The organism is Winogradskyella thalassocola (genome assembly GCF_900099995.1).
Taxonomy (GTDB): Bacteria; Bacteroidota; Bacteroidia; order Flavobacteriales; family Flavobacteriaceae; genus Winogradskyella; species Winogradskyella thalassocola.
Map to the genome: position 1 here is coordinate 25,139 of NZ_FNCZ01000012.1, position 22,511 is coordinate 47,649.

Sequence of the window (22,511 nt, forward strand, 5' to 3'; positions counted from 1 at the left end):
GGGTTGTTGCTACTATTTTGAAATAAAACTCTCTATAGCCAACTCGTAACTCTGCAAGCCAAAGCCTAAAATGACGCCTTTAGCATTAGGAGAGATAAACGATTTATGTCTGAATTTTTCTCTTGAGAATGTATTAGAAATATGCACTTCTACAACCGGAGTTGTAATAGCTTTAACAGCATCACCAATCCCTACAGACGTATGCGTGTAAGCGGCAGCATTTAAAATAACACCATCGTAAGTAAAACCAACCTCTTGCAATTTATCTATAAGCTCGCCTTCTATATTAGACTGAAAATGCTCTAAAGTTACATTAGGATATTTTTCTACTACAGAATCAAAAAACTCCATAAAGGTGAGATTACCATATATATTGGTTTCGCGCTTACCTAATAGATTAAGATTAGGACCGTTGATGATGATTATTTTTTTCATGTGTTTATATCTATTATTTTTTATGGTCACATGCTGTTCGCTAGTAAACACTTCATTTGAAACAAAACTTTCAGCATGCTCGTTTCATGTAGTAAATATATAAAATATGCGCATAAAAAAACCGAAGCGATTGCTTCGGTTTTTAATATAAAATAAATTTTAAATTTATTAGAATTTGTAAACGATACCAAAGTTGATATCAGACAAATCAATGTTTAATCCAAAATCGTTTGTTGCATCATCAGCTCCATCAACTTTAGTACTTTCGTAAGATAAAGCACCTACTGAAGCTCTTAAAGCAAATTTGTCTGAAATAAAATAATGTACACCTGGTGCAACAGCAAATCCAAAAGTATCTACTTTTGCTTCACCACCTCCATTAGGCTCAAACTTACTGTTTGCGTAATCAACACCAGCACCTACTGTAAATGAAAATTTACTAGAAGGAGTAAAGAAATAAGTCGCACCTAAACCAGCACCAACACTTGTTAATTTATCTTCTGCTGCATTCTCCTCAGTACCTACCATAAGGTTAACTTCTAAAGCTATGTTTTCAGAAATAAAATAACCAACAGATGGAGAAAAGTTTAAATCGTTACTTTTAGCATCACCAGTTTTAGAACTGTTAAAACCAACAGAACCACTAACAAAAAGGTCACCTTTAGCAAAACCTGTAGTTGTAGCTTCTTCTTGTGCACTTACACTTGTAAATCCTAATACTGCTACTGCAGCTGTAAATAATAATTTTTTCATAATTTAAGTTTAAATTGATAATTTAATTGGTCGGCAAATGTAGACTTTAGTTCTATAGTACAAAGCGCAATTATGTTAAAATATAGTGTATTTCATCGATATTATATGTTTTTAATCAGATAAAACAGCTAATTAGCTGTTTTACAATAAACAATATATTTTCAGATTATGGCAAATTAACTATCCTAAGTTGAAAAAAGTTGCTACTGAATTTAAAATCGAAATCTTCCATATCTTCTATTCTATTAGTCAATCTATAAGAATAATGTAAATCGATTAAAAAATGTTTTGTAACATCATATGATAAACCAATCGCTATCCTTATGCCTAACCTTTTTATTCCTTCTTCTAGGATATAATCTAATTGTGCCCCAAGTAAAACGCTGAATTTTTCATTGGGTTTATACTTACCTAATATTGGCATCACTAAAACGTCTCCTTAATATGACCTTGCATTATAAAAGCATATTGTAATTTTGGATGGATATAAAATTTTCATCTATAGTAAAGACTGTAAAAACTGAAATAGACTCCTGAACCATTAATTGAGACTGACTCTTCTTCTACTGAAAGTTTTTAAACAAAAAAAGAGAGGCAAATTGCCTCTCTTTGATATTTATTTTGAAATAAGTAATTCTACTTAGAACGTATATCCTACTGATACTTGAAATACATTATTCTGTGCTGAAAAATCATCACCAGCATCCTCTGCAATATTAGATAAACCTAAGTTATAGCGTAATGCAAAATTTAAACCACTCTCCATTTTGTATCCAGCACCTATACCAAATCCAAAATCTATACTTTTGAAGTTATCTTTTACATCCTCATCACCGCTTTCCGAAAAACCTCCACCAGAAACTTCATATTCTTCATTTGCTGACATCAAAAAACCTATTTGTGGACCTGCCTCAACACTAAAACCTTCAGCCACATAATACTTTGCCATAATAGGCAAGCTAATGTAGTTTAATTTTATTTTACCTTCAGCATTTACAGTAACACCTTCAAAAGATTCAGTATAATCAGTTGATGCACCTACAGAGTTATACAATAATTCTGGCTGTACAGAGAATTTGTCAGAAATCATAATCTCAGCAACACCTCCAATATGGAATGATGTAAGAGACTCTGCATCTTCAAAATCACCACCAATAGTAGCAAGATTTAAACCAGCCTTAGCACCAAATTTCACTTCTTGAGCATTTACATTTGTAAAAGCAAACGCTGCAAACGCAGCACATAAAAATAATTTTTTCATAATATTATAAGTTTTAAATTGATTACTACAAACTAAAGCCTTTTTTATTTAATATGAAAATTTCACCGTATAGTTATTAACATTATTTTTAACACTTGCAAATAACTAACTTATTTTTAGATGTTTAAAATTTAACTTATTAACAATTTAACACAAACTTAATTCATGTTTTTCAGTTTTAGCAGTATACCTACCTTAATTAATCTAAAGCCCACACTAAACTGAAATGTACCCAAGTTATTATTAAACCCATCAGAATCTGCCCGATTGGCAATACCTAAGTTATAGCATAGCCCATAATTTGAATAGCATTCTCTCCATCGCTTCTAACGAAATGCTATTCAAATTGTGGGCTACCTATTAAGGTTAAACCGTCTGTTAAAACCTATTTATAAAATTTATTTGAATTAAATAAATTTGTAGCCTACCGTGAATAAAAATCCTGTGAGTTTAGATTTCGCATCTACACTACCGGTATAATGATTATTCAATTGAAAACCATAACGCGCTTGCACAAAGACGTTTTCGGTAATATCATATCCACTGCCAAATGCCAGTTGAAAATTTAATTTTGAGCCACTATCATAAGTATCAATTGATTTAGCAAAATCACCACCTACAAATCCAATTTGTGGACCTGCTTGGACATTAAAGCCTTCCGCTACATAGTATTTAGCGATTCCATTAATAGAAAAAATGGAAACATCACCCGCGATTGTAAACGTTAATTCTGGTTGAATCGCAAACTGGTCTGATATTTTAAATTCCCCAAAAGCTCCAAAATGAAACCCTGCCTGAGAGTCTTTACTACCCTGAAAACCACTTTGTTCAACCTTAGCTGACAATAAAGATAATCCGCCCAAAGCACCAAATGATTGTGCATTAATGCTTGTAAAAGCAAATACTGCAAACGCAGCAAAAAATAAATTTTTCATAATTTAAATTGTTTTAAAGTTCGTTATATATTTACATATCGATTATATTTATAAATGTGAGCATGATTTCAAAAAAAAATATTAAATGAAGTGGGAAGATGCCATAAAAATGTACATAGAATATTTAAAGATCGAAAGAGGTCTAGCCCAGAACACAATTGATAATTACACTTTTGATGTAAAGAAACTCATCAAATATCTTTATGAATTTGAGAGTACTGAAAGTCCACTGACAATTGAATCGGAAAGTTTAAGGCAATTTATATACTCGGTATCAAAATCCTTAAATCCAAGATCGCAAGCGCGATTGATTTCTGGACTTCGCAATTTTTTTGATTACCTAATTTTTGAAAATTATAGAACAAATAATCCTGTAGATTTAATTGAGTCCCCAAGAATTGGCAGAAAGTTGCCAGATACGTTATCTATAGATGAAATAGATGCGTTAATCTCTGCTATAGATTTATCGTTACCACAAGGAGAACGCAACAGAGCGATTATAGAAACTTTATACAGTTGCGGCTTACGTGTTAGTGAGCTGACCAACCTTAGGCTATCTGATTTATTTTTTGAAGAAGATTTTATAAAAGTTACAGGAAAAGGTGATAAACAACGTTTTGTACCTATAAGTCCATTAACTAAAAAATACATTACTATATATATTAAAGATATTAGACCTCATATACCTGTGATTGATGCACACAGAGATATATTATTTTTAAATAGGCGCGGCAAACAACTCACAAGAGCTATGATTTTTACGATCATCAAACAACTTGTAGAAAAAACAGGATTAAATAAAAACGTATCACCACATACTTTTAGACATTCTTTCGCGACACATTTATTAGAAAATGGAGCAGATCTAAGAGCTATACAAATGATGCTTGGCCATGAAAGTATTACCACTACTGAAATATATATGCATGTAGATCGTTCTCATCTCAGTGAGGTTTTAAATAAATTTCATCCAAGAAAATAAAACATCATTTTTATTGTGACAAACTGATTCTATTTGTGTCTTAAAATTAAAGAAAAAGCAATGAAATTCCCCAGTCTAAGCCTAAAAAACTATAAGTCAAATCGTTATAAAAACGGCACAACCTCGGAGTGCTCACTAGAAGACGAGAAACATAGAATTGCATTAGAATTATCTAATGTTGGACTTTGGGATTGGAATATTATTACCAACAAAGTATTTTACTCTAAAGAATCGAAACAGATTATTGGTTATGCTGAAAATGAGCTAAAAAACACTTCTGAATTTTGGGATAATAAGGTGCATGAAGATGATAAGGAATCCTACTACAGTGATTTTAATTCCTTATTGGATGGTAAAATTGATTTGTATGAACATGAATATCGTATTCAATGTAAAAATGGTTCTTATAAATGGATTTTAGATAAAGGAAAAATTGCAAAAAGAGATCATAAAGGCAAACCTTCTCGTATTATTGGCACCCATACAGATATAACCACGACTAAAAACAGTGAAGCGCAACTCAAAAAAAACCTTCAACTTATCACTAGTCAAAACAAACGATTATACAGTTTTACTCATATCGTTTCTCATAATTTGAATACTCATATTGGGAATCTAAAGAACATATTAGAGTTTTATGATGAGGCTAAAGAAGAATCTGAAAAAAAAGAACTTATTGGGCATTTAAGATCTATTTCAGAATCGTTAACAACAACAATAGTTGATTTAGATGACATTATTAGTATAAAGTCTAAAGTGAATTTACACCAGTTTAATGAGCATATCAACTTACACAGCTGTATTAGCAAAATATCAGAAAGTTTAACATTAGACAGTACCAAAAACGAGGTTACGATCCACAATGCCTTAAGACAAGATGAAACCTTATTTTCTAACCGGTCTTATTTAGAAAGCGTGTTTTACAACATAATTTCAAACGGTATAAAATATGCAGATCCTAATAAAAAATCTCAAATAGTTATTCAATCTATTCATACTAAAGACACGATAAAAATTCTTATTTCAGATAATGGAATAGGTATAGACACCGCAAAATTTAAGGATCAATTATTTGACATGTACCAAACATTTCATGGCACAGATAGAAAAGACTCTAGAGGTATTGGACTCTATATCACAAAAACACAGGTTGAAGCTTTAAATGGTGAAATTGAATTAGAAAGTAAACTTAATGAAGGTACTGCGTTCATTCTAACTTTTAAAAAGCAAAAAGCACTTGTTTCTGACCAAGCTTAGTTGCTATTTTTAATTAGTTTTTTTGATGAAACATCTATTTTGGGCATGTCTAACAAAAAATAGCTTTCATTAAGACTCAACGTGTTTAAAACGTCTAGCTTATTAAAGCTAACTTTTCCTAAAAATCTACAGTTGTTAAAATTAGTAGTATTGTTTTTTGTGCTTACAAAGTGGAAATCTTGAGCAAATATGGAATGGCTAAAATCTGCTTTTTCAGTAAATTCAGCATAATTAAAAAGGACTTTCCCTCTACAGTCAACTAATGTGAAATCCGCATATTTATAGAACTTGCTCGCACTAAATTGTAATTCTGAATTAAACATACTGTTTTGGAAGCTTATAACTTCATCAAATTCAGCACTCATAAAATTAGCTTTTTGATTGAAAAATGCATTTTGAAATCGTGACACTCCTTCAAACACACATTGATTGAAATAGGCATTGTCATAACAGTTTAATTCTTCAAAATTAGCGCTATCATTGAAGGTTGACCCCGTAAAATCTGTTCTACCCATAATGCGGCTTCCTCTAAAATTTACCTCGTCTTGAAAAACACAATCTATAAACGATACGTTCCCTTGAAAAGATGTAAGTACAATCTTACCATCCACCATTTTCCTAAAAGCAGTTACAGGCTTCTTGAAAATACATTTTTTAAAGGTAATACCGGATTTTACATTAACCTGATAAACACCTTCACTAATGAGATGTTTTTCTAAAAAAAACGTAAAATCAACAATATCATTAATCGTCTTGTTTTCAATATAAACGGGTTGATCTTTTATGATTAATTTTTTAATGCTGTTATCTTCACCAGGTGAAGAATTTTGAGTTGCACAAGATAATTGGACAAATGCGAGCAATACTAAAACGAAATGTTTCATGTAGTTTATATATTGAAATGAAGTTTCTAAGCCTATGCTAACGTTAATGAACATAGGCATTGAAACTTCATAAATTATTTAAATCTTAATTTCCATAATATTTATCCTTAGTATGTTGAATATAAGCATCAACTTTACTATCGATATTTCCGTTGATTTTTTCACGTTTGATAAACTCTAAAATTTCCTGTTGTGTATAGGCATTTTTAAAATTATCCGTAACCACGGTTTGGTGATTATTTTTCTTTAAAGCCTGTAAGTTTGGCTCACCGTTATTAACAAAATTGAATTGACTAAAATTATCACTGGTCTCGTTTCCGTCTTGAGATGATGATCTAGAACTGTAACCAAAATCAAAATATTTTGGATTTAGAGTTGTATAAAAGAGATTGTTCAACTCATCTTGTTCATTAAATTTGTCTTCAGCATCCGCAATGAGAACCAAATAATAATATCCTGATAATTCTGGCATATAATAGGTTCTCACCTGACTATCTAATCCCCAAGCCGTTTGTGTAAAACTACTACCAGATGGAATTTCTAAATTAAAAACACAGTTATCCGCTGTTGGGCAATTGTAGGTGTTTTGAGCAATTGAGGTGTTGAATTGATCATAATAAATTACACCATAATCATTAGCATTATACGCATTGAAATAAATATAATAGATAGACCAATCATCATTTGCCGAAGCTGTTTGGTTTCCAATATTGTAAATATTAAAATCAATCACACGTTCATTTGGAATTCCACTCAACTGATAATTTGAATAATCTGCAAAAACCCATGGAGCTAAATCTACACCTGTAGTGACCGGATCTACATTATCTGGAGGATTATTATCTCCCCCTCCCTCTTGATCTGACGCTATAAAAAGTGGCTTGTCACCATTACCACCAGAACAAAACTCATTCAACATATAGTTATAGTCTATCCAAATGTATCCGTTGTCTCCCCAAAAGTCACCCCAAGAATTAATAACTTTAAAAGCACCCGCAGATCCTTTTGAATCATCATACCCTGCAATGACCATCGCGTGATAAGCATGTTGCCCTACATTATTATAAGATGTACTCGAAGATAAAACCACATTACTATCCCAACTCATAAAATTATCGGCTAGTTTCGCACCTAATATTACAGGAATATTATTCGCTAAATTCTGTTTAACACTTTGAATACTCGCCTCTATTTTTCTCCAATATTTTATTTTATTTTGACTAGCTTCATTCGTCCAACTCGATTGTAAATTAGAGCTAGAACAATCTCCAAGAGCACTATAGGGTACAGTTTGCATAGTAGCAACACCTCTATCTTGAAGAATAGTGAGTGCCTCAGAAAAATTAGTTCCATTACAATCTTCGCCTTTCATGTTGTCTGGAATAGCTGTAAATAAATCTTTAGGGCTAAATTGGTTGGAAGTAGAAGCCAATTGTGATGTAGAATAGCCTTTACTCATTCCATTTAAAGCAGTCTTAATATTATAGCCTACTGCCCAAGATACACACGTCCCATATTGACCTTGATCTCCAATTGGAGGAAATTTAGGCACCAAGTCTACAGAAGAAGGTAAGCTGGTGTTCCCAAAACTGAAATTGGTTGAAGTCGGAATGGTTTCCAAGTCGTCCTCTCCACTCCATCCTAATGCGTATTCTGCTTGTGGTCCACCACCACCACCATCGTCGTCAATAGGTTCACTATCTTTATCACAACTGACAAAGACACTTAATTGTAATGCAAAAAAAGCAAACAGCAAGAAATTGATTTTTTTCATAATAATTGATTTAATAGTTGATATACTTAAACATCGAAGCCTATTAAAAATGTCATCAAAAAAAAAGTCTAACTTTAAAGAGCCATTAATTTTATTTAATTGATAGTTAAAAAAAGGCATAAAAAAATCCGGTATAAAACCGGATTTTAGTAATACATATGTAACTCTTATTATTTTGCAATATTCACTGCTCTCGTCTCTCTAATCACTGTAACTTTTACTTGTCCAGGATACGTCATATCGGTTTGTATTTTTTGAGAAATCTCAAATGATAAACCTGCAGCGCGCTCATCTGTAACTTTTTCGCTTTCTACAATAACACGCAGTTCTCTACCGGCTTGTATCGCATAAGCTTTCTTAACACCTGTAAACCCAAAGGCCACATCTTCTAAATCTTTTAAACGTTGTATATAAGAATCTAATACTTGACGTCTTGCACCTGGTCTTGCACCAGAAATAGCATCACACACTTGAATAATTGGTGCTAATAACGTTGTCATTTCAATTTCATCGTGGTGAGCTCCAATAGCATTACAAACCTCTGGTTTTTCACCATGTTTCTCTGCCCATTGCATTCCCAAGATAGCGTGTGGAGTTTCAACATCTGTTTCAGATGATGGTACTTTTCCGATATCATGTAATAAACCTGCACGTTTTGCTAATTTAGGATTTAAACCTAGTTCAGCTGCCATTACGCCACAAAGTTTAGCAACTTCACGTGAGTGTTGTAGTAAGTTTTGTCCGTAAGACGAACGGTATTTCATACGACCTACCATTTTAATCAACTCAGGGTGTAAACCATGAATTCCTAAATCGATAACCGTACGCTTACCTACTTCTATAATTTCTTGTTCAATTTGCTTTTCGGTCTTCTTAACGATCTCTTCAATTCTTGCAGGATGTATTCTACCATCAGTCACCAATTTGTGTAATGATAAACGTGCAATTTCACGTCTTACAGAATCAAAACAAGATAAGATAATAGCTTCCGGCGTATCATCTACAATAATCTCAACACCAGTAGCCGCTTCAATAGCTCTAATGTTTCGACCTTCTCTACCAATAATTCTACCTTTAACATCATCAGACTCTATATTAAATACAGACACACAATTGTCAACAGCTTCTTCTGTTCCAATACGTTGAATGGTATTTATAATAATCTTCTTTGCTTCTTGTTGTGCTGTTAACTTAGCTTCTTCTAAGTGATTTTGAATAAACACCAAAGCATCCGTCTTAGCTTCTTCTTTAAGCGATTCTACCAATTGACTTTTTGCTTCTTCTGCAGATAATGAAGAAATGACTTCTAACTGTTTTATTTGGCTTTTATGCGCCTTTTCTATTTCCTCTTGCTTTTTATCTAGAAATTCTAATCTAAAATCATAATCCTTAATTTTATCTTCAAGAGATTGATTAGCCTTTTTTGATTTACTAAGTTCATTAGAAACATGCGATTCTTTATCTCTAATGCGCTTTTCCGCTTCAGCCATTTTTTTATCACGAGATAAAATCACTTTTTCATGTTCTGATTTTAGCTCAATAAATTTTTCTTTAGCCTGTAGTATTTTATCTTTTTTTAGAGATTCTCCTTCCGATTTTGCTTGTTTTAAAATAGATTGAGATTCACTTTCTGCATTTGCAATTAGTTTTGAAGCTTTACCTTTTTCTAAAGATTTAGCTATTATATATCCTAGTATTACTCCTAATATTACTCCTCCAACAATATATAAAATTGTGTTAGTGTCCATGTTCATTATTTAGTTTAGTGTATAAAAAAAAAGCCTACATCAGTTATCGGTTTTGTATAAACTCCTTAAAAACAAGTTTAGGGCTAACAAGCTGATCAAAAATCTGTCTAAGATACTGAAACGAGTTCAGCACTAACAGCACGATTTTACAACTTAAACTCACCCTTTTTAAAGAATTGATCGTTGAGTTTATCAAAAAATGTAACTAATGTAGGCAGTAACCTTATGTATTTAAAAGAACGTACGAGTTAAATATGTTGATTTAAAAGTTCATTTAAAGCTTCTAGCTTTTCCTGTACCTCTTCATTTACATACTCTTTATCTATTGACTTTTGCTCTACTTGAGCGGCAAACTGCAAGGCACACATGGCCAAAACATCTTGCTTATCTCTTACAGAATAATTCTGCTCAAATTGTCCAATCATAGCCTCAATTTTTTTTGTGGCCTTACGTAAACCTTCTTCTTGGCTTGGGTTTATCGTCAATGGATAAACTCTATTTGCAATAGAAAGTTTAATTTTTAATTGTTCTGACATTATAATCTAAATTTACAATATTATTCTGATAATTGTCCTATACAGTGGTCAATATCTCTAATAAGTGCATTTATTTTGAGCTTCGTTTCTCGTTTATTTTCGTCACTACCAAGCATTGAATTCGCCATTTTGAGTGTATCATATTTTTCTACCCAAGCAGAAATTTCTTCCTGCTGCTCTAGAAGCCTTTGTTGTTGCTGTTCTAATTGATCTGAGAGTTTAGCATTGGTCTGTTTTAAAACCTCCTGCTTATGTAAAATCTTACTGATTTTATTCTCTAACGCATCAACAATGTCTTCTATTTTACTCATTAAAGCAATTCAATACTATCGAAACAAAGTTAACATACCTAATGAAGAAATACAATTCTTTTACATTTATTTTTTAATATTATAAGTTCAAGTGAATTAAACCGTTAATAAAAATAATACGATTTTATAATTTGCAAATCGTAATCAAATTGATATTTTCGCTATAATAGTTGATTTTATGAAACAATTTTTTCTCATTTTTTTAATATCGTGTTCTGTTTACGGGCAATCAGAATACCCACAAGATTATTTTAGACATCCATTGGATATTACCTTAGTGCTTGCGGGTACGTTTGGAGAGCTTCGATCTACTCATTTTCATGGTGGATTAGATATTAAAACGCAACAAAAAGAAGGCCTAAAAGTTTATGCGGCTGCAGAAGGCTATATCAGTAGAATAAAGATCTCACATTTTGGTTACGGAAAAGCGATCTATATAACCCATCCTAATGGCTATACCACCGTTTATGGTCATCTTCAAAAATTCTCTGAACGCTTAGAAGCTTATATTAAGCAATGCCAATACGATAAAGAAAGTTTTGAGGTAGAGGTATTTCCACATAGCGAAGAATTGCTAATTCAGCCAGACGAAGTAATAGCTTATTCTGGTAATACAGGGAGTTCTGGTGGCCCTCATTTACATTTTGAAATAAGAGACAACTTAGAACGACCAATGAACCCATTACTGTTTGGTATGGAAGTTAAAGACTCTAAACCACCTTATGTTTCAGGTGTTTTTGCTTATCCTAAAGATGAAAATGCAACTATTAATGGTAAAAACGAACGTGTTCCACTACGATTAATTCCGCAAAAATCTGGAGATTATGCTGTGGAAGAAATTAAGGCTTATGGTAATGTTGGTTTTGGTGTCATCTCTTTTGACAAACAAGATTTAGCTCCAAATAACAATGGAGTGAGTAATATTCAAACGTTTTTCAATGGAAATAAAAGCTTAGAAATTGATTTTAAACGTATTAGTTTTGAAGAAACCAAACACATAAAACGACTGTTAGACTATGAATATTTTGTGAGTAAGAAAGCTAAAATCCAAAAGCTTTTTATTCAAAAGAATAATCCTTTAAGTATTTATAAAGATGTTTATGACAATGGTTATGTTGAAATAAAAGACAGCACCTCATCGGTTTATAAAGTGAGAATTCGAGATTACAACCAAAATGAATCTTGGGTGGTTATCCCTATAAACGGAAAACTTGAAACTATTGAGAAAGATAGCATTTTGGATGTCTCTAAAAAATCGTTTGTGAGTAGTGATAAAGCCACAAAATTAACTTCAGGAAACATCACTGTTGACTTCTACCCAAACACAGTGTATGATGATTCCTATATTGATTTCAAAGTCAGCTCTGATACGCTTTTCCTTGGTGATGACAACATCGCCATGCAGAAAAATTTTTATATTAATTACGACTTAAGCAATTACAAAGCTGAACATCAAGACAAACTTTATGTCGCCAGATTTTATGGTAATTATTGGAAGCCTTACTATGTTTCTACTTCTCGGAAAGGTAATATTTTAACTGCTAGTAGCAAAGCTTTAGGAACCTATGCATTATCAACTGACATGGATCCTCCGACTATAACACCTATCAACTTTCATGATAAGAAATGGATCAGTAACTATCGCTATCTTAAAGTTAAAATTGATGACAAATTAACTGGGATTAGTAAATATAGAGCCACAGTTAATGGCAAATGGATTTTAATGGAATACGATTATAAAACAGATACTTTAATACACGATTTTAATGATAATATCGTAAAAGATACCAAGAACGAATTAAAAATAATTGTAACAGATAATGTTGGAAATAGTTCTACATTTGAAGCGACATTTTTTAGAAAATAGACTCTAATTTTCTTACACCTTTAGTTTAAATTAATTTTACGCATTGATTTAAGCTAACTGTAAATTGAAGTTTATTGTACTTTTCGAGTTACTTTTTGGCCTTTCCTTTTTTGGTTTGGATAAAATAACTGTCTAATACAATATCAAGAAAGATTTAAAGTTTAATACTAAACCCTGATTTCAAGCTAACTAAAAAAAATAAAATATTTGAAACGCTTACATTTTATAGTCCTTATAAGCTTACTGTTTAGTTTGCTTTCCTTTTCGCAATCCGCAATAATTAGAGGTGTTATTTTAGATGAAGGTAATTTTCCTATAGAAGGAGTAAATATCACAACAAATACAGGCGAAGGCACAGCGACCAACAGCAATGGGTTTTACGAACTCAAAATCCCTTTTGGAGTTGAAGTTACTGTAATTTACACGCACGTTTCTCATAAGCGCGTGGAACAAAAATTCAACTTAAAAAACGGACAAGAAATAGAATACAACCCTGTAATGCTCATTGAGATTGAACAAATTGCCACGGTGGTTATTAATACAAACACCAGACAATCGGTTGATGGAGTCACCTCCATTTCACCACAAATGATTAGAACTATTAAAGGGGCACAACCAGGAGTTGAGAACATTTTAAAAACATTACCGGGAGTTAATATTTCTAATGAATTAAGTACACAATATTCTGTACGAGGTGGGAATTTTGATGAAAACTTAGTTTATGTCAACGAAATTGAAGTCTATAGACCATTTTTAATTCGTTCAGGAAACCAAGAAGGTTTGAGTTTTGTGAATACCGATATGGTCCATAATGTCGATTTTTCAGCTGGTGGATTTCAAGCGAAGTATGGAGATAAGTTATCGTCTGTTTTAGATATCACCTATCGAAATCCGGTTGACTTCGGTATACGAGCAGATTTAAGTTTACTCGGAGGAAGTCTTACTGCTGAAACTGTTTCAAAAGATGGTAAGTTTTCAGGAATTGCAGGTGTACGTTATAGAGACAATAGTTTATTACTAAATAGTCTTGAGACTGAAGGCAATGTAGAACCTGTCTTTGCAGATGCACAAACCTATTTAACGTACCGCTTTTCTAGTAAATTTCATTTAAATTTTTTAGGGAATATCTCTTCAAACAAATACAATTTTAAACCCGAAAACAGACAAACTAATTTCGGAACCTTACAAGACCCAGTTGCGCTATTAGTGTTTTATGATGGTCAAGAAAAAGACCAATACCAAACCTATTTTGGTGCTTTTAAAGCTAATTATTTTGCGAGTGAAGATTTAACGCTTAAACTCGTGGCTTCGGCTTATCATACTACAGAACAAGAATACTTCGACATCTTGGCACAATACCGTTTAGGAGAAGTCAATACGAATATTGGAGATGAAAATTTAGGAGAGGTCGAGTTTAGTGAAGGAATCGGATCACAATTAACCCATGCGCGTAACGATTTAGATGCCTTCATTATTAATGCCGAACACCGAGGAGATTATAAAATTGATGACGAAAGTACTGTTGAGTGGTCTGTAAAATACACGAATGAAGATATTAGAGATCGCTTGGTTGAATACGAAGTTATAGATTCTGCTGGGTTTTCAATTAGACCTCCAATCTTTAGTCAAACAAATCCACAACCTTATACTCCTTTTTCTGGACCATTAGTTGCATTTGAAGATACTAGAGCCACAAATCGTATACAAATAAATAGACTTCAAGCTTTTGCACAATACAGTAAACGAACGGATTGGAATGGCAACGAGGTATTTTATAACGCTGGTGTAAGAACACATACTTGGAATGTCAGTGGCGATGGCATTACAGATAATAAAACACAAACCGTTATTAGTCCAAGAGGGCAGTTTGCTATTAAACCTAATTGGGAAAAAGACATGCTCTTTAGAGTTGCTGCAGGTTTGTATTACCAACCTCCTTTTTATAGAGAGTTGAGAGATTCTGAAGGCGTCGTGAATCCTAACGTTAAAGCACAGAAATCGTTTCATATTGTTTTGGGTAATGAATATAGTTTCGAAATATGGGACCGACCATTTAAACTAGTTACCGAAGCCTATTATAAAGGAATGACTGATGTTAATCCTTACACTTTAGAAAACGTAAGAATTCGCTACAGTGCCGACAACAATGCAAAAGCTTATGCTTACGGTTTAGATTTAAGACTTAATGGAGAATTTGTACCAGGCACAGAATCTTGGTTTAGCTTTGGTTATTTAAAAACAGAAGAAAATATTGATGACCGTGGTTATATTGCCAGACCTACAGATCAACGTTTAAAATTTGGAGCTTTGTTTCAGGATTATGTGCCGAACATGCCAGATTTAAAAATGTATTTGAATTTAGTGTATAACACAGGCGTTCCTGGTGGTTCTCCGAGTTATGCAGATCCTTATAATTATCAATTGAGACTGCGTGATTATAGACGTGCCGATTTAGGAATTTCATATGAAATAGTTAATCCTGAAAAAACATACAATTCTAAATGGAAAGAAGCGTTTAGAGAATTATCTATCGGTTTTGAAATCTATAATATGTTTAACAACCAAAACTCTATTACCAATACTTGGGTTAGAGATGTATATAGCAAGCAACAATATGCGATTCCAAATTATCTAACACCACGTGTCTTTAATGTGAGATTGTCTGCCCGTTTTTAGATTATATCCTGTTTTAGAACGAAATGAGTATGCTTTTGGATGAATTCAGCAAATTGAAATCATTTTATATGACTAATTTTGACTAGCTAATTTTTTTAGGTACTTTACTCTCTTTAAACTTTAGTTCAAAATTTAAAAATTATGAAACTTTCCCTCAGTTCATTTCTACTCCTTTGCTGTAGTATTTCTTTTGCTCAACTTAGTGTTCAAAATGACGCGTATGTTTTTGTGAAAAACCAATCTATTTATGTTACGGATGATGTTAACATTGATGATGCAGATTCAAAAATATATCTAAGAGACGAAGCTCAACTACTTCAAGGCAATGGGACTACTGGCAACTCTGGTAATGGTCAATTAAGTGTCTATCAAACGGGAACCGTAAACCAATGGAGTTATAATTATTGGTGTTCCCCTATTGGAAATAATTCAGCAGCTTTTGGAAATGAAGATGCACGCGTTAATTTAATTGATGATGCTACAGGATTAATCTCTAGTGCTGATGCATTATTTACCTCTAGTTATGATGGCTCTTCCAGCCCTTTAACTATATCCCAACGTTGGTTATGGACATATCAAACGTCTGATCAATATCTCGATTGGGTTTTTGTAGGTGCTACCGGAAATATAAAACCAGGACTTGGTTTTACCATGAAAGGTAACGGAACGGGTTTAGTAGGAAGTCAAATTTATGATTTTAGAGGCAAGCCAAATAATGGTACTATTACGAATGATGTCGCAAATGGCTTAAATACTTTAGTCGGCAATCCGTATCCTAGTGCTATGGATTCTGCTGCATTTATACACGACGTAGACAACCAAGCATCAATTAATGGCACTTTACAATTTTGGGAACAAGATGGTAATGTACCCTCTCATGTGTTACAAGATTATATTGGTGGGTACTCTTTATTTACAATAGATGCTGCTGGTGCAATTATTACTACCACTCCTGCTGTTTTCTTTACTTATGACGAGCAGGATAATGGACCATTTCCTTTACCACCTGGTCCAGGAGGCATTGGTACAAAGGAAGCTTTACGCTACATACCAATTGGGCAAGGCTTTATGGTTGAAGGTATCGCAGGCACACCTAGTGTTCCCGCAAAAGTATATGCAAGAAATTCACATCGTGCGTTTGCAAAAGAATCTGATGGTGACAGTTATTTTTTTAGAAGCAACTCGAATGATTCTAATTCTTCTGAAACGACTGAACCATCAGGAATTCAATACCAAAACAATGGACTTTCTATTATACCTGAAGATTATAAGCGCTTTAGAATTAATGTCGATTTTAGTGATGACGAATCGCAATACACAAGACAATTGGTTTTGAATTTTCATGATTCTGCAACTGCCGGATTTGATTATGGGTTAGAATTAATCCGTACGGAAAGCTACAACTCAGATGCCTATTTTTCTTTAGATGACAAGGTGTATTCTGGTCAGGCTTTTCCTTTTGAAGAAGCACTTGTGATTCCTGTAGCCATTAATATTGAACAAGAACAACCGTTGCGTTTTAGAATATTTGACATTCAGAATTTCGATGATTCTCAAGGTATTTACATTCATGATAATGACACTGACACCTACGTTAATTTAAGAAATTTGGATTACGAACTAAACATCACACCAGGTAATTATACGGATCGTTTTACTATTGTGTTTACAAATCAAGCTTTAGATGTTGAAGAATTTGATACCACCGCATTAACAATAAACCAAGACAATAATCTTCACCAACTATCTGTACAAAACCCAAATGGTTTAGATATTAACACTATAGCGGTTTACGATGTTACAGGTAAACGTATGATTCAAGTCCGTTTTGATGCTGTCGAAGATCTATATAACTTATCTACGTTACGTTTAAGTGATGGTGTATATGTGGTGAATGTAACTTCTCATGCAAACACAACAGCGAAATCGCAAAAGATAATTGTTAAGAATTAACAAATTCTTTCAAAACAGAAATCACATAATCTAACTCTTCTTTGGTGTTATAAATACTGAACGAAAAGCGCACAGAAGGTTGTTTTAGTTTATCATTAGCTAAAATTGCAGATAACACATGCGATTGTTGACTACTTCCACTTTGGCAAGCACTTCCTTTTGAACAGGCAATACCTTTTAAATCGAGTTGAAACTGTAACATTGGTGCTTTTGCTGGGGCAATTGGTAAACAGACATTAATCAATGTATATGTACTATTCTCAACAGTTTCACAACTACCATTAAAACTAGCCTCGGGTAAATGTGTTTTTATTTGCTGAATGAAATAGTCTTTTAAGTCCGAAACGTATTTTTTATCCTCATCAAGATTAGCATATGCTATTTTTAAGGCTTCATCCATACCTACAATATTGTGTATAGATTCTGTACCTGCTCTATAACCACGCTCTTGCTCTCCTCCAAAAATCAACGGTTTTAAACCTGATTCTTTTCGTATAAAACAAAACCCAACTCCTTTTGGTCCATGAAACTTATGCGCACTAGCGGCCATAAAATCTATAGGGATTTCTTTTAAATCTATTTTGTAATGCCCAACAGATTGTACCATATCCGAATGAAACAATGCCTTATGTGTTTTACAGAGATTAGCTACGTTTTCAATATCTAAAATATTACCAACCTCATTATTAATATGCATTAAGCTTACGAGTGGCTTATTCGCAGATTGCAATAAATGCTCTAAATGTGTGAAATTTACGAGACCACAATCGTCTAAATCTACATAGCGTATATCTATGTTATATTCTTTTTGTAGTTGTTCTGCTGTATGCAAAACGGCATGATGTTCAATTTTAGACGTAATTATTTCGGTAACACCTAAATCTCTTACAGCGCTTCGCATCGCCAAATTATCAGCTTCTGTGCCTCCAGATGTAAAAACAATCTCTGAAGCCGAAACATTAAAATAAGAAGCTATATTTTTTCTACATTGTTCTAAAAGTGCTTTTGACGAACGACCAAAACTATGTGTAGAGGATGCATTTCCATAACTTTCGTTTAGCACTTGCGTCATGCGCTCAACAACTTCGGGTCGTAAAGCTGTAGTGGCTGCGTTATCTAAATATACTGAATTCATGTGCTTATAGGTATTGAAGTTTTATGGACACATGCGGTTGGCCATTTATCATTTGTTTGAATGATAAAATGTTAAACATGCTCATTTCATCTTGCAAAAATATTGTAAATAAAATTATTTAGATAATGGAGCGTTATAATTTTACAAATCCGTTATTTTTGTTAAAATTTGAATCTATGATCCGTCGTTTTTTTATCCTATTTTGTTTTGCTTTTTTAACCGCCTGTGATGATGGTGATATCTTAACAGTAGACTTAGAGTTTGATGAAGAATTAGCATACTGCACTAATTTCGAAGACTATCATTTAGTCTATGACACACGAGATGATCCGAATGAAGCACTTATTTTAATATTCCCAAAGTCTACCACTAATGATGCACTGTTTACATCAGCCACAACAGTAGACGTACCATCAGAATTAACGATTAATGCAAGTACTACACGTTTTATCTACAGAACGTATAATAGAGAATTAAGCGCTAGTGATATTTGTGCTGTAATCCCACCCTCTAATTTAACTATACGAGAAGATTATGAAGCATTATCTGGAGATGTTTATATAACCTCTACCATAGTAGATGATGATAATGATGGAGTACCAAGTATTTCTGAATACGGCCCAGGCGGTATAGAAAACCCAAAAGACACAGACGGAGACGGTATACCAGATTATCTCGATATCGATGATGATGGTGATAATGTATTAACAAAAAATGAACTTGACGAATTGGATGAAGACGGGGATGGTGATCCTTTAACTAACCCTTTAAATACTGATGCAAATCATCCAACAAACAGTGATGATCTTCCTGATTATTTAGATCCTGATGACGATGGTGACGAAATTCCGACACGTTTAGAAGACGCTAATGGAGAAAATGGTCCTGGAGATGATCGTATAGCTGTTAATGGTGTTTTAGTACTACTTTATTTAAATCCTTTGGAAGATACACCCTATGACTTTGAAGATTATGATGCTTTTGAGAATAAATATACAAGAACTGTTACAACCAACTTTATAGTAAAAGACACGGATTTAACGATATTCAGATCAACAGAAATCAACCTTGGTACATTAACCACCGTTATATCTGACTTTGACCCTGAAGACGATTAAGGTTCAACATTTTGAAGGATCCTAACTTCTGTGGCGCCTAATCCATAAGTTTTGTAATCGGCATCATAAAACTTCACATTATTATAACGACTAAAAAGCGTTTCTAACTCTTGGCGTAATACGCCTTCTCCTACTCCATGTATAAATACAACTTTAGGAATACGTTTTCGCATGGCGAATTCTAACTGACCTCTAGCAGTATCTAACTGCAGATTGAGCATATCAAAATTAGACATCCCTCTCGACGATTTTGTGAGATGATGAATATGCAAATCCACTTCAAATTTTGGAGCGTGACGTTCTTTTGGTTTAACTGTAGGTTCTGACTTTCGTTTTTTAGATTCTTTCTCTTTTTTTACAGCTTCGAAATCGGTATTATAAACAGCATTCTCTAAACTATTACCCGAAGCCATTAGCATGAGTTCTCGAGCTTCAAATGTAATATCAAATCCATCAGTATCTTCAACGGTAATAGTGTCTCCTGAAATTTTGGTTATAATTCCAGAAATGGCATCATCAATAGTTTCAACAGTATCTCCAACTTTAAACTTCATCTTCTCTTTCTGTTTTTATAAAAGACGCTTCTTCTTTATCAAATTTACTCGGTATATTTCTAGACGTTCTATAAATACCAAAAACCAATAATACAATACCCCCCATTAAGATATAGGTGTTTTGTTCTTGTTGTGCTTGTGCATAGAAAGCGACTGCTCCACCGACCACAATACAGATAAAATTGATGAGTCTAGATATATTCATAATTCAATAATTAAAACAAGACACAAAAATAAGGTTTAGAAAAATAGTAATAGCAATTACAATAGTTTTTAGCAAATTGTTAATTTAGCAAAATGTTAATACTCGCAAAAGGACTTGATGATTATATGTTACCATGCTTATGGAAACAAACGTTTAATATCGACTGCATGGGTTGTGGTATGCAACGTTCTATGTCATTAATTTTAAGTGGAGATTTTGTTGCTGCTTTCTATATGTATCCTGCAATTTATTCGCTTATTGCCCTATTTTCTTTTTTAGTATTGCATCTTAAATTTCAATTTAAAAACGGTCATAGAATAATTTTTGGGCTTTTTTTATTAAATATTAGTATTATTGTAATAAGTTTTATCATAAAAACCTTTTTAACCAACTAAAACAACTAACACAATGGAGAAACAACAAATACCAAATGGTACCTTAGTCCTAATCATGGGAATCTTATCAATTATTGGATGCTGTTGTTACGGTTTACCTGGATTAATTTTCGGAATCGTAGCAATTATTCTTGGTGGTAAAGCCACTAAATTATACATGGAAGCACCTGAAAGCTATTCAGGTTTTGGAAATGTTAAAGCAGGTCGAATAATGGGAATTATTGGTGTCGTTTTAAGTATCTTAATGGTAGCTTATATACTATGGATTATTTCTTATTTTGGATGGGAAACTTTACAAAATCAAGAATTAATGCAAGAGAAAATGCAAGAAATGATGGGACAATAGTCTTATCTACAAAACACAAAAAAGCGATTTTCTTAATTGAAAATCGCTTTTTTTTATACGTATTATTTAGTAAGTTCTAAACTTCAAATTCTTTTAAAGTCTTAGTGATAATAGACACACAATCTAATAATTGCTCTCTCGTCATTACTAAAGGTGGAGCAAAACGAATAATATTTCCATGTGTTGGTTTTGCTAACAGACCGTTATCTCTTAATTTTAAACAAATATTCCACGCGGTATCGCTGTCTTCGTCATCGTTTATTAAAATAGCGTTTAATAAGCCTTTACCTCTTACTGAATTAACAATAGAACTTGTTTCAATAAATTTAGATAATTCACTTCTAAATAATTCACCTAATACTTGAGCATTATTTGCTAAATCTTCGTTCTTCACCACTTCTAAAGCTGCAATAGCCACTGCTGCTGCAATTGGATTTCCTCCAAACGTACTTCCGTGATTTCCTGGTTTTATAACATTCATAATGCTTTCATCTGCTAACACAGCAGATACAGGATAAGCACCACCTGATAAGGCTTTTCCTAAGATTAAAATATCTGGTTTTACGTTTTCATGGTCTACAGCTAACATTTTACCTGTTCTCGCTATTCCTGTTTGTACTTCATCTGCAATGAATAAAACATTATGAGCTTCACAAATTGCTTTTGCTTTTGATAAGTACCCTTCTGTAGGAACATACACTCCAGCTTCACCTTGAATTGGTTCAACTAAAAACCCAGCAACATTAGAATTGTTTTTCAAAGTCTGCTCTAAAGCCTCTAGATTATTGTATTCAATCTTTATGAAACCATTCGTATAAGGTCCAAAGTTTTTACGCGCTACAGGATCGTTACTAAACGAAATGATTGTCGTTGTTCTTCCATGGAAGTTGTTTTCACAGACAACGATTTCAGCTTCATTTTCATCGATTCCTTTGACTTCATAAGCCCATTTTCTACAAATTTTCAAAGCGGTTTCTACAGCTTCGGCACCTGTATTCATTGGTAAAAGCTTATCGAAATTAAATGTTTCGGAAGCATACTTTTCATACTTACCTAACATGTCATTATAAAATGCTCTTGATGTTAAGGTTAGTGTTTGTGCTTGCTCAGTCATCGCAGCAACAATTTTAGGATGACAATGTCCTTGGTTTACGGCAGAATAAGCAGACAAAAAATCGTAATATTTTTTACCTTCTACATCCCAAACATATACACCTTCTCCTCTACTCAATACTACAGGTAGTGGATGGTAATTGTGCGCACCATATTTGTTTTCTAAATCTATCGCTTCTTGCGATGTTAATTGGTCTATAACAGCCATTTTAAAAATAATTTAATAAATGAATAAAATATCCATTCCTTCATCACCTTTATTCTTTCAAAGTA

Annotated in this window: 21 protein-coding genes and 1 other RNA gene; 8 read left to right on the forward strand and 14 right to left on the reverse strand. The window is 33.1% G+C overall.

What is annotated here, in order from left to right; genetic code table 11:
* Positions 1-12: 12 nt before the first annotated feature.
* The 4 genes from aroQ to BLT80_RS18470 form a co-directional block, all read right to left on the reverse strand.
* Positions 13-435 carry a type II 3-dehydroquinate dehydratase gene (aroQ, locus tag BLT80_RS18450; protein WP_092470949.1) on the reverse strand — a complete coding sequence of 141 codons (423 nt, stop codon included), beginning with the start codon at positions 433-435 and terminating at the stop codon, positions 13-15.
* Positions 436-603: 168 nt separating this feature from the next.
* Positions 604-1,188: an OmpW family outer membrane protein gene (locus BLT80_RS18455; protein ID WP_092470777.1), complete on the reverse strand. Its 585-nt coding sequence runs from the start codon at positions 1,186-1,188 to the stop codon at positions 604-606.
* 640 nt (positions 1,189-1,828) lie between these two features.
* A complete protein-coding gene (locus tag BLT80_RS18465; RefSeq protein WP_092470781.1) occupies positions 1,829-2,449 on the reverse strand; it encodes a porin family protein in 621 nt (206 codons plus the stop codon).
* A gap of 407 nt (positions 2,450-2,856) precedes the next feature.
* Entirely contained in the window at positions 2,857-3,384 is a 528-nt protein-coding gene (locus BLT80_RS18470) for an outer membrane beta-barrel protein (RefSeq protein ID WP_092470783.1), read from the reverse strand.
* A gap of 85 nt (positions 3,385-3,469) precedes the next feature.
* On the opposite strand from BLT80_RS18470, the gene xerD reads away from it, so the two are divergent.
* Both xerD and BLT80_RS18480 read left to right on the forward strand, forming a co-directional pair.
* Positions 3,470-4,366: a site-specific tyrosine recombinase XerD gene (gene xerD / locus BLT80_RS18475; protein ID WP_092470785.1), complete on the forward strand. Its 897-nt coding sequence runs from the start codon at positions 3,470-3,472 to the stop codon at positions 4,364-4,366.
* Positions 4,367-4,426: 60 nt separating this feature from the next.
* The gene (locus BLT80_RS18480; protein WP_092470787.1) at positions 4,427-5,623 is read left to right on the forward strand and encodes a PAS domain-containing sensor histidine kinase; all 1,197 of its coding nucleotides are present in this window, start codon (positions 4,427-4,429) and stop codon (positions 5,621-5,623) included.
* Here BLT80_RS18480 and BLT80_RS18485 read toward each other — a convergent pair.
* The 6 genes from BLT80_RS18485 to BLT80_RS18510 all read right to left on the reverse strand — a co-directional run bounded on the left by BLT80_RS18485 (position 5,620) and on the right by BLT80_RS18510 (position 10,876).
* Positions 5,620-6,507 (reverse strand): pentapeptide repeat-containing protein, encoded by an 888-nt coding sequence (locus tag BLT80_RS18485; RefSeq protein WP_175455648.1) that lies wholly within the window; start codon positions 6,505-6,507, stop codon positions 5,620-5,622. The genes BLT80_RS18480 and BLT80_RS18485 overlap by 4 nt on opposite strands.
* Before the next feature lie 85 nt (positions 6,508-6,592).
* The gene (locus BLT80_RS18490; protein ID WP_175455649.1) at positions 6,593-8,281 is read right to left on the reverse strand and encodes a C1 family peptidase; all 1,689 of its coding nucleotides are present in this window, start codon (positions 8,279-8,281) and stop codon (positions 6,593-6,595) included.
* A gap of 170 nt (positions 8,282-8,451) precedes the next feature.
* Positions 8,452-10,029, reverse strand: a complete 1,578-nt coding sequence (gene rny / locus BLT80_RS18495; RefSeq protein ID WP_092470793.1) for a ribonuclease Y — start codon at positions 10,027-10,029, stop codon at positions 8,452-8,454.
* A gap of 58 nt (positions 10,030-10,087) precedes the next feature.
* A non-coding RNA gene (gene ssrS, locus BLT80_RS18500) (6S RNA) lies at positions 10,088-10,218 on the reverse strand.
* Positions 10,219-10,277: 59 nt separating this feature from the next.
* On the reverse strand, positions 10,278-10,565 hold the full coding sequence (locus BLT80_RS18505; protein WP_020897946.1) for a cell division protein ZapA: 288 nt from the start codon (positions 10,563-10,565) through the stop codon (positions 10,278-10,280).
* Positions 10,566-10,585: 20 nt separating this feature from the next.
* Positions 10,586-10,876, reverse strand: coding sequence for a hypothetical protein (locus BLT80_RS18510; RefSeq protein ID WP_092470795.1), 291 nt, complete (start codon positions 10,874-10,876; stop codon positions 10,586-10,588).
* A gap of 178 nt (positions 10,877-11,054) precedes the next feature.
* On the opposite strand from BLT80_RS18510, the gene BLT80_RS18515 reads away from it, so the two are divergent.
* The 3 genes from BLT80_RS18515 (at position 11,055) to BLT80_RS18525 (ending at position 17,372) form a co-directional block, all read left to right on the forward strand.
* Complete coding sequence (locus BLT80_RS18515) at positions 11,055-12,743, forward strand: M23 family metallopeptidase (RefSeq protein ID WP_092470797.1); 1,689 nt, start codon at positions 11,055-11,057, stop codon at positions 12,741-12,743.
* Positions 12,744-12,950: 207 nt separating this feature from the next.
* The gene (locus tag BLT80_RS18520; RefSeq protein ID WP_092470799.1) at positions 12,951-15,419 is read left to right on the forward strand and encodes a TonB-dependent receptor; all 2,469 of its coding nucleotides are present in this window, start codon (positions 12,951-12,953) and stop codon (positions 15,417-15,419) included.
* Between the two features lie 141 nt (positions 15,420-15,560).
* Complete coding sequence (locus tag BLT80_RS18525) at positions 15,561-17,372, forward strand: T9SS type A sorting domain-containing protein (protein WP_092470801.1); 1,812 nt, start codon at positions 15,561-15,563, stop codon at positions 17,370-17,372.
* Here the strand turns inward: BLT80_RS18525 and BLT80_RS18530 are convergent.
* Positions 17,362-18,507, reverse strand: a complete 1,146-nt coding sequence (locus BLT80_RS18530; protein ID WP_092470803.1) for a cysteine desulfurase family protein — start codon at positions 18,505-18,507, stop codon at positions 17,362-17,364. The two genes, BLT80_RS18525 and BLT80_RS18530, sit on opposite strands and share 11 nt — an antisense overlap.
* Positions 18,508-18,632: 125 nt before the next feature.
* Here BLT80_RS18530 and BLT80_RS18535 point away from each other — a divergent pair, with 125 nt between their 5' ends.
* A complete protein-coding gene (locus BLT80_RS18535) occupies positions 18,633-19,625 on the forward strand; it encodes a hypothetical protein (RefSeq protein WP_092470805.1) in 993 nt (330 codons plus the stop codon).
* Here the strand turns inward: BLT80_RS18535 and BLT80_RS18540 are convergent.
* Positions 19,622-20,179, reverse strand: coding sequence for a Smr/MutS family protein (locus tag BLT80_RS18540; protein WP_092470807.1), 558 nt, complete (start codon positions 20,177-20,179; stop codon positions 19,622-19,624). The genes BLT80_RS18535 and BLT80_RS18540 overlap by 4 nt on opposite strands.
* Positions 20,169-20,384 (reverse strand): hypothetical protein, encoded by a 216-nt coding sequence (locus tag BLT80_RS18545; protein WP_092470809.1) that lies wholly within the window; start codon positions 20,382-20,384, stop codon positions 20,169-20,171. Before BLT80_RS18545 ends, BLT80_RS18540 begins: the two co-directional genes overlap by 11 nt.
* 92 nt (positions 20,385-20,476) lie before the next feature.
* On the opposite strand from BLT80_RS18545, the gene BLT80_RS18550 reads away from it, so the two are divergent.
* Positions 20,477-20,779 carry a DUF2752 domain-containing protein gene (locus tag BLT80_RS18550; RefSeq protein ID WP_092470811.1) on the forward strand — a complete coding sequence of 101 codons (303 nt, stop codon included), beginning with the start codon at positions 20,477-20,479 and terminating at the stop codon, positions 20,777-20,779.
* Positions 20,780-20,792: 13 nt separating this feature from the next.
* Positions 20,793-21,125, forward strand: coding sequence for a CCC motif membrane protein (locus BLT80_RS18555; protein ID WP_092470813.1), 333 nt, complete (start codon positions 20,793-20,795; stop codon positions 21,123-21,125).
* 76 nt (positions 21,126-21,201) lie between these two features.
* Here BLT80_RS18555 and rocD read toward each other — a convergent pair whose 3' ends face one another.
* Positions 21,202-22,446, reverse strand: coding sequence for an ornithine--oxo-acid transaminase (gene rocD, locus BLT80_RS18560; RefSeq protein WP_092470815.1), 1,245 nt, complete (start codon positions 22,444-22,446; stop codon positions 21,202-21,204).
* Positions 22,447-22,511 lie beyond the last annotated feature (65 nt).